Genomic DNA, 7,253 nt, shown 5'->3' with positions numbered 1-7,253 from the left:
CCAGATCGTCTCGTGGAGCGTCCGCGACGAGAGCCTTCATTGCGAGGGCATCACGCGCCTCTTCCACGCCTTCACCAAGGAGCGGAACTGCCTCACCAAGGCGGTGAAGGACGACATCATGGACATCTGCCAGAAGACGGTGCGGCTCGAGGACGCCTTCATCGATCTCGCCTTCGAGATGGGCCCCGTCCCCGGCATGACGCCCAAGGAGATCAAGAAGTACATCCGCTACATCGCCGACTGGCGCCTCGGCCAGTTGGGCTTCCAGCCGATCTACATGATCGACGAGCACCCCCTCCCCTGGCTCGCGCCGCTCCTCAACGGCGTCGAGCACGCCAACTTCTTCGAAACCCGCGCCACCGAATATTCCAAGGCCGCCACCCGCGGAAACTGGAACGAGGTCTGGGACAATTTCGACCGCCGCAAGCAGGCCAAGGCGGCGAACGATGCGCCCGCTGAGGCCGCGGGCGATGATATGTTCACGCGGGCTGGAGTGGCGGCGGAGTAAAGCCTGGACATGAAATATTGTGTTGATCTTTCCCGACGGGAAATATAGGCTGTCAGAAGAGGAGGGGGATCATGTCCAAACGCTTCGTTGACCCGCTTGAAGAGCTTCTGAAAAATGAGGCTGCTGAACAGCTTCTCCGGTTCTTTTCGCTCGCGGAGGAGCGGCTAACACTCGCGTTTCCAAGAGCATCTAGCATGCTCGCTGAATCGGCGAGCCCGAGCGCCAAACAAGTACGGGGAACGACCCGCAGGCACTTCCTGCATGAGGCCTTGGCGACCGCAGCCCGAGATGCGGGTCTGGAATTCGAGAACCGCTGGACCGATCCCGCTACGTGGAGCTTTCCCGTAGTTCGGTCTGGAAGCTTCTCAATGACGATAGGGATACTCGACACCCGGTTTCGAGGAGCAGGCCGCGCCCTGCGTACAACCTCGCAATATGTGGCTGATCTCTGCGAGCGGAACATCGTCGCCAATCCGCAGGCGAGCCTCTTCGATGGTGTCGATCGAAAGGACGTAGTGATCCCACGCGGATCGCTCGGAGCGCTGATTGTCGCGCAGTACTCACCTGCCAATCCGGACGAGCCTGCGTTTTTGGGCTTTTGGGTCCCGTCTCCTGATCTTAGTGAGCCGTATTACGTCCGCTCGTTCGACCAAGTTATCACAGCACTTCGCGAGCACCTCGAAATGGGACGGAGGCCTTCGAAGAAGGTAGTCGAGAGGAAGACCTTAAAGCTCCGCAAAAAGCCCGACGACAAGAAGGCTTGATCAATGCGGACTGCGAACGTCTTTGCCGTCTCGGGCGGCTTCGTTCCCGCACGCCTCACGATTGCGAGGCAGGCTAAAGGTCTCAAGCAAAAGGACCTCGCTGACGAACTGCGCTTTACCCCTGGCACCATCTCTAAGTGGGAGAGCGATTCCTACGAACAGGGGCCTGACTCCTCCAGCCTCCAGGCTTTAGCTGATCGGCTCAGCGTGGAGCCGAATTGGTTCTATAAGCCCCTTAGTCCACTGAAGGCCGGCCCAGCCTTCTACCGCTCTATGCGGTCGGAGCTGACGACGGCCAGGGACAAGGCAGCTGCCAAATTGCTCTTTTCTTTTGAAATCTACAAAGCGCTCGATGAAATTGTAGAATTCCCTGTCGCGGACATACCCAACCTGATCGAGGGAGCCGACTACCGGACCCTTTCCCCTGAAAGGATCGAGGCTCTAGCTGGTCGTCTGCGTGAGTATTGGGGCTTGGGTGACGATCCTATTATCGACTTGATGGTAGTGCTGGAGAACGCGGGAGTGATTGTCGCCGAGACCTTCCTTGACTCTAACAAGCTGGATGGGGTGTCGGCTTGGTTCTCAGAGGTCCCGGTGGTCCTGCTGGCGAAGGATAAGGATGGTGGGGTTAGGCGGAGGTTCGATGCAGCCCATGAACTCGGGCATTTGGTTCTTCATCGGGGCCTCACGCAGGAATGCATTCACAAGGATCTTCGTCTAATTGAGGAGCAGGCAATGCTCTTCGCGGGCGCCTTCTTGATGCCCGCATCCTCTTTCGCAGTGACTTCCGACAGAGTTACGCTTGAGCACTTGTGCGATATAAAGCTCCGATGGGGAGTGTCCGTGGGTGCAATGATCAAGCGGCTTGCGTCGCTAAGCCTGATCTCCGAACAACACGAGAGAAACCTCTGGAAGTATTACAGCTACAGGCAGTGGCGGGGGAATGAACCTCACGATGATCACATAGCTGTTGAGAGGCCCGAGAACTTAAGGTCAGCTCTCGAACTGCTGGCCAAAGAGGACCCTGCTACTCTCACTAGTATTGTAGAAGGGATCAGCATCGGCGCCGACTACATCACCGAGCTGACAGGTGTGAAGCCGGAATGCCTACAGGCGGCTACGGTGAAGCGACCAAAGCTGAAGCTTGTGCGAATAAACGGCTCGAGCGTGAATCCATTCAGCGACTGAAAACGTCGAAGGTCAGCGGGAGTCCTTGTGCTCGCACCTTCCGCACGGCCCCACCGAGCTGCAGCTTGGGGACAAGGCAGGAGGCGATTTCTATCACTAGCGGCTTCAGCTCGCGATCGCGATCGTGAATTCCTCACCTTGCTCCGTCTCAATCGTCAAGCGCAGCTTAGCCCGCCGGGCCTTCACTAGACGTGCCAAGACAGAAAGCGTGGGATCACCGCGCTTCTCAATTTTCGACACGTTTGGTTGTGTCGTCCCGAGTGCTTCCGCCACCTCCAGCTGCGATAGCCCTAAGGCAGTGCGCAGCCGGCGTACCAGCGAGATCTGCGGTGCCAGCTGCGCACGTAGGCGCTCGAACTGTTCAAGATCTTCACCAGACCACTGCGGCGTCCACTCCTCCGCCCCCGCGGGAATATTGGTCACCATAAAACATCCTATTTTGCCTTGACGTCGCGAGGGTCGCGATCGTGCAGCACGAACACGCCCGGGGCGCGTTCCTCCAAGACTAAGAAAGCCCAGGCACTGCGCGTCTTCATCCAGAAGCGCGTCCATCGCTCCTGACCTCGCGCATCGCGGTCGATCTCCACGCCCGAGCAATATCCGGGCACGCTCGTCACCGCATCGAGCCCAAATTCCTCGATAAGCGATTTCAGAATGTCGATCTCGACCTGGAATGGGTTACTACTCTTAAGCAGCCTGCCCTTGAACCCAAGCTCGATATACACTTGGTTGTGCGTCATTACGCCGCCTCCTTGGCCCGCTTCTGACGCAACCTGCTCCGAGAATGGACGGTTCGCGCCGAAGCTTATTTGGGAATGGAAGCGGGTCAGGCCGCGCGGCAGGGGGGCCGTAAAAGAGAGCCATCGACTGCCCCGGATGGGGGGTGAGCTGCTTCCGGTGGTAATCGGACTGATTATCCGAAACGGCACCGCCGCCGATGGCAGCCCACCTGTCGGTGGGCCGGTATGCTGGCAACGCAGATATGAAGTTCACGTCCATTTGAGCCTCCTTTTGCTGAGTGGACTCAGCTGAGCATCATATAGCACATGCCATTAGGGAATACAAATTCCGTACACTTATTGTCGGGCCGCCAAGCGCCGCCAGCTGATCGGCAGTCAAAGCGGCCCGCTCTACCGCATCACCCGCCACGGCCTCGCCGCCGTCCGGGCACAGCTCGACAACAGGTGAGGGAGAAGGTGGATGCCGGATCGAGCCCGGCATGACGAGGAACGAAAACCCCGCCGTCACCCCGGACTCGATCGGGGGTCCACCTCCTTCACCCTGCTTTACATCCTACGGGCGGGAGCGCAGTCTGCGGCCGATCATTGGGGGATCATGAAATGCGCGTTTCGAAGACGATGCTCGGCGCTCTGCTCACGCTTGCCGGCCTCATCGCATCCGCGCCCGCACAAGCGGAGATCCTCACCTTCCACGCCCGCCTCGACGGCAAATACGGCGCCGAGCCGACCGGCTCCGCGGCCACCGGCAAGGCGCGGATCAAGGTTGATACCGAGCGCAAGCGCGTCTCGGTGGAGATGGATGTGGACGGCATCACCACCGACGCCCTCTGGGACAAATTGGTGGCAGCGCCGATCGGCCCAATACATTTCCACAAATATGCCACCCCCGCCGGCGGGGATTCGGTGCTGGTCCTGCCGCTGCCCTACGGCGCCGATTACCGCGCGACGAAGAAGGGCCTCCGAGTCACCATGAAGGACTATGACTATGAGGCGGGCGCCAGGCTTCTGAAATCCACCCTGACGTTCGACGATTTCGTCGCCGCGATGCGGAGCGGCCTCGTCATCCTCAATGTCCACACCGACGCCTTCAACCCTGGCGAGATCAGCGGCCGCGTCGAGCAGCGCTGACCGTGCAACCAACCTCTACGCCCAAGGCTTGAACCCTCCGTAGCTGTATTATACATATACTACAGCTACGGAGTACCGCCATGCCGATCGCCCTCGCACTCGCCGCCGCGCTTCAGGCCGCGGCGCCCGCGCCCGCCGTCTCCATTCCCGCGCAGCCGCAGCTCACCGAGCAGATCGCCGCCCGCGACGCGGAATTCTTCGCATTGTTCTTCACCGGCGCCTGCGACATCCCGAAATTCCGCTCCTTCCTCGCCGACGACGTCGAATTCTATCACGACAAGGGCGGCTTCAACGTGAAGAAGGCGGAGGATTTCGTCGCCATCTTCCGGAAGAACTGCACCGACCGGCAGGATCCGAAGGCCTGGCGCACCCGCCGCGAGCTGGTCCGCGAAAGCCTCCACGTCGATCCCGTCCCCGGCCACGGCGCGATCGAAGCGGGCGAGCATCTCTTCTACGAGCGGCACGGCGTCGACGGGCAGGAGCAGCTCGCCGGCCGAGCCCGCTTCGCCCAGCTCTGGGTGCTTGGGAAAGACGGCCAATGGCGCCTCTCCCGCGTCTTCAGCTACGCCCACGGCCCGGCGAAGTAGCGGCGCCGCCGGGCGCGGCGCCGAACCCCGTTGGGGCGGCTGGGGCAGCTATGTTATGATCCGGGTGAGGGGGATCCGGAATGCTGATAGCCTTGCTCGCGCTCATCGCCGCCGCCCTGTTCACCGGCGCCGCCGTCTACATCAGCATCGCCGAGCATCCGGCCCGGCTCGGCCTCGCCGATGAAGCTCTGCTCCGCCAGTGGCAGCCGAGCTACAAGGCCGCTCTGCCGATGCAGGCCGGGCTTGCCGTCGCCGGCGGAGTGCTCGGCCTCTGGGCCTTCGCGCTCGATCGCGATCCGCTCTGGATCGCCGGGGCCGTGCTGATGCTGGCCAACTGGCCGTTCACCGCGCTTGCGATCATGCCGACCAACAAGAGGCTGCTCGCGATGCGGCCGGACGAGGCGGGGCCGGAAAGCCGGTCGATGCTCCGCAAATGGGGCAGGCTCCACGCCGTCCGCGGCCTGCTCGGCGCCGCCGCCACCGCCGCAATGACGGCCGCGATCCTCAGCTGAACGTCCTCGTGCGGACGTCAGAAGCGAAAAAGTTCTTTCCTACAGTGTACCATATGGGATAGATGAGTTGCTCCTTTTGAACATGAGGAGCGAATCACATGCACGATCACCTTGAGCCGCCGGAGGACGATCCCGCTCGCCCGGAGGAAACCTCCTTCCCCTGGGACGAGCGGGAGCCCGAGCCCGAAGACCCGAATGCACCGCGCCAGCGCCACGATGCCTTCACCGAGGCACGCAAATGCGAGTTCCTTCGCGCGCTGGTGAAGACCGGATGCATCCGCGACGCCTGCCGCCGCACCGGCATTTCCGCACGCACCCTCTATCGGCACCAGGAGGACAGCCCCGCCTTCTTCGCCGATTGCACGGCGGCGCTCCGGATGAGCGGCACGCCGATTGAGCTCACCGCCTGGCAGCGCGCCGTCGAGGGCGTCGAGGAGCCATTCGCCTGTGGCGGCGAGATCCACGTCCGCCGCCGCTACGATGGCGGCCTGCTCCGCCTCCTCCTCCAGGGTTCAAACCCGAAGAAATACGGCCCCCGCCCCGGCTTCAAGCGCAAGCGTCTCCTGAAGCACGAGCGCAAGCAGATGGAGCAGGAGATCAGGGCGGAGCTCCGCGCCCAGTACGCTCCCGAAAAGGCGACGGTGGAGGAGGCCTGCAAGGCGCTGGCCAAGCGGCTGAAGCAATTCGGCGTTTACTGCCCGGAGGCGGAGACGGCGGAAGCGAAGCTCGCCCAAGGGTGGATGAAGAGCCCGGACGGCCACTGGGTCCCGCCCGGTTACGCGCCCGCCCCCGGCTGGATTGCTCCGCCGTCGGACGATGTCGGACCGGGCGAAGCGCCTTCAGGGCCCCACACCCCCCGCGATTCCGTGTGACATTCGTGCCAGTCGTGACTTTCGAGCCGTAGCTTAAGGAGGGCCAATTCGCTGGCCTTGGCTTCCGGCGGTCCATAGACAGCGCGTGAAACGGAGGCAGAGGCGATGATCGATCCAGACCAGTCGGCAAAGGCCGTCCCCAACCGGCGGATCGCGCTCCTCATCGATGCGGACAACGTTTCGCACGGCAAGATCGCGGCGATGCTTGCCGAGCTTTCGAAATATGGCGTCGCCAACATCCGCCGCGCCTACGGCGACTGGGCGAGCTCGGGGCTGAAGGGCTGGACGGCGCGGCTGCACGAGCACGCCATCCGCCCGATCCAGCAGTTCAGCTATTCGAAGGGCAAGAACGCGACCGACATGGCGCTCGTCATTGACGCCATGGAATTGCTCTACACGCAAAAGCCCGACGCCTTCTGCATCGCCTCCAGCGACGCCGATTTCACGCCGCTCGTCATGCAGCTGCGCGCCAACGGGCACGAGGTCTACGGCTTCGGCGAGCGCAAGACGCCGGAGCCGTTCGTCAACGCCTGCTCGACCTTCCTCTATCTCGACAAGCTGGGCGAGGAGGCGGCCGATGCTCCAGCCGGCGCCGGATCGGTCCCCGCCGCCGCCCCGAGGGCCTCGGGCCGGGCAAGGTCAGCGCCCGCTCCGAAGGAGGAAGCGCCCGGCGCCAAGCCGCTGAGCCAGGACGCCAAGCTCGTCTCGGTGCTCCGCGGAGCGGTCGAGGCCGCGGCGGGCGATGATGGCTGGGCCAATCTCTCCGCCGCCGGAAGCGCCGCCAAGCGCCAGGCGCCGATCGATCCGCGCAACTACGGCGCCCGCAACTTCCCGAAGCTGTTCGAAGCCACCGGCCTGTTCGAGATCGTCCGCGCCGACAACGGCCAGACCTACGTCGCCGACAAGCGCAACCGCGATCGCACCGCCGCTCCCACGGCCGGTGGAGCGCGCGGA

At 62.8% G+C, this 7,253-nt stretch carries 11 protein-coding genes; 9 read left to right on the top strand and 2 right to left on the bottom strand.

Annotated features, from left to right (window positions below; all coding sequences use genetic code 11):
* The 3 genes from VF662_RS14015 to VF662_RS14005 all read left to right on the top strand — a co-directional run.
* Window positions 1-508, top strand: a 508-nt coding sequence (locus tag VF662_RS14015) for a ribonucleotide-diphosphate reductase subunit beta (protein WP_464142358.1), incomplete at its 5' end; no start/stop codon positions are given.
* 71 nt (window positions 509-579) lie between these two features.
* Window positions 580-1,272 carry a hypothetical protein gene (locus VF662_RS14010; protein ID WP_464142356.1) on the top strand — a complete coding sequence of 231 codons (693 nt, stop codon included), beginning with the start codon at window positions 580-582 and terminating at the stop codon, window positions 1,270-1,272.
* Window positions 1,273-1,275: 3 nt separating this feature from the next.
* On the top strand, window positions 1,276-2,460 hold the full coding sequence (locus VF662_RS14005; RefSeq protein ID WP_464142354.1) for a helix-turn-helix domain-containing protein: 1,185 nt from the start codon (window positions 1,276-1,278) through the stop codon (window positions 2,458-2,460).
* 105 nt (window positions 2,461-2,565) lie between these two features.
* On the opposite strand, the gene VF662_RS14000 is transcribed toward VF662_RS14005, so the two are convergent.
* On the bottom strand, window positions 2,566-2,886 hold the full coding sequence (locus VF662_RS14000; RefSeq protein ID WP_464142352.1) for a helix-turn-helix domain-containing protein: 321 nt from the start codon (window positions 2,884-2,886) through the stop codon (window positions 2,566-2,568).
* A gap of 8 nt (window positions 2,887-2,894) precedes the next feature.
* Window positions 2,895-3,200 (bottom strand): hypothetical protein, encoded by a 306-nt coding sequence (locus tag VF662_RS13995; RefSeq protein WP_464142349.1) that lies wholly within the window; start codon window positions 3,198-3,200, stop codon window positions 2,895-2,897.
* 319 nt (window positions 3,201-3,519) lie between these two features.
* Here VF662_RS13995 and VF662_RS13990 point away from each other — a divergent pair, with 319 nt between their 5' ends.
* The 6 genes from VF662_RS13990 to VF662_RS13965 all read left to right on the top strand — a co-directional run.
* Window positions 3,520-3,648, top strand: a complete 129-nt coding sequence (locus VF662_RS13990) for a YjhX family toxin (RefSeq protein ID WP_464142360.1) — start codon at window positions 3,520-3,522, stop codon at window positions 3,646-3,648.
* A 152-nt stretch (window positions 3,649-3,800) separates the two neighbouring features.
* Window positions 3,801-4,328 (top strand): CHRD domain-containing protein, encoded by a 528-nt coding sequence (locus VF662_RS13985; protein ID WP_464142347.1) that lies wholly within the window; start codon window positions 3,801-3,803, stop codon window positions 4,326-4,328.
* Between the two features lie 80 nt (window positions 4,329-4,408).
* Window positions 4,409-4,915, top strand: a complete 507-nt coding sequence (locus VF662_RS13980) for a nuclear transport factor 2 family protein (protein WP_464142345.1) — start codon at window positions 4,409-4,411, stop codon at window positions 4,913-4,915.
* 80 nt (window positions 4,916-4,995) lie between these two features.
* On the top strand, window positions 4,996-5,427 hold the full coding sequence (locus VF662_RS13975) for an anthrone oxygenase family protein (RefSeq protein WP_464142343.1): 432 nt from the start codon (window positions 4,996-4,998) through the stop codon (window positions 5,425-5,427).
* Between the two features lie 98 nt (window positions 5,428-5,525).
* A complete protein-coding gene (locus VF662_RS13970) occupies window positions 5,526-6,299 on the top strand; it encodes a hypothetical protein (RefSeq protein WP_464142341.1) in 774 nt (257 codons plus the stop codon).
* A gap of 105 nt (window positions 6,300-6,404) precedes the next feature.
* A partial coding sequence (locus VF662_RS13965; RefSeq protein ID WP_464142339.1) for an NYN domain-containing protein occupies window positions 6,405-7,253 on the top strand: 849 nt, incomplete at its 3' end.

The organism is Allosphingosinicella sp. (assembly GCF_036387215.1).
GTDB lineage: Bacteria > Pseudomonadota > Alphaproteobacteria > Sphingomonadales > Sphingomonadaceae > Allosphingosinicella.
The sequence above is the reverse complement of the archived record's forward strand: the minus strand, read 5'-3'. Positions and strand labels throughout refer to the sequence as shown.

Bases quoted from the DNA above. Each gene is read 5' to 3' on its own strand.
- VF662_RS14010 (WP_464142356.1), top strand. From the start codon at position 580: ATGTCCAAACGCTTCGTTGACCCGCTTGAAGAGCTTCTGAAAAATGAG.
- VF662_RS14005 (WP_464142354.1), top strand. From the start codon at position 1,276: ATGCGGACTGCGAACGTCTTTGCCGTCTCGGGCGGCTTCGTTCCCGCA.
- VF662_RS14000 (WP_464142352.1), bottom strand. From the start codon at position 2,886: ATGGTGACCAATATTCCCGCGGGGGCGGAGGAGTGGACGCCGCAGTGG.
- VF662_RS13995 (WP_464142349.1), bottom strand. From the start codon at position 3,200: ATGACGCACAACCAAGTGTATATCGAGCTTGGGTTCAAGGGCAGGCTG.
- VF662_RS13985 (WP_464142347.1), top strand. From the start codon at position 3,801: ATGCGCGTTTCGAAGACGATGCTCGGCGCTCTGCTCACGCTTGCCGGC.
- VF662_RS13980 (WP_464142345.1), top strand. From the start codon at position 4,409: ATGCCGATCGCCCTCGCACTCGCCGCCGCGCTTCAGGCCGCGGCGCCC.
- VF662_RS13975 (WP_464142343.1), top strand. From the start codon at position 4,996: ATGCTGATAGCCTTGCTCGCGCTCATCGCCGCCGCCCTGTTCACCGGC.
- VF662_RS13970 (WP_464142341.1), top strand. From the start codon at position 5,526: ATGCACGATCACCTTGAGCCGCCGGAGGACGATCCCGCTCGCCCGGAG.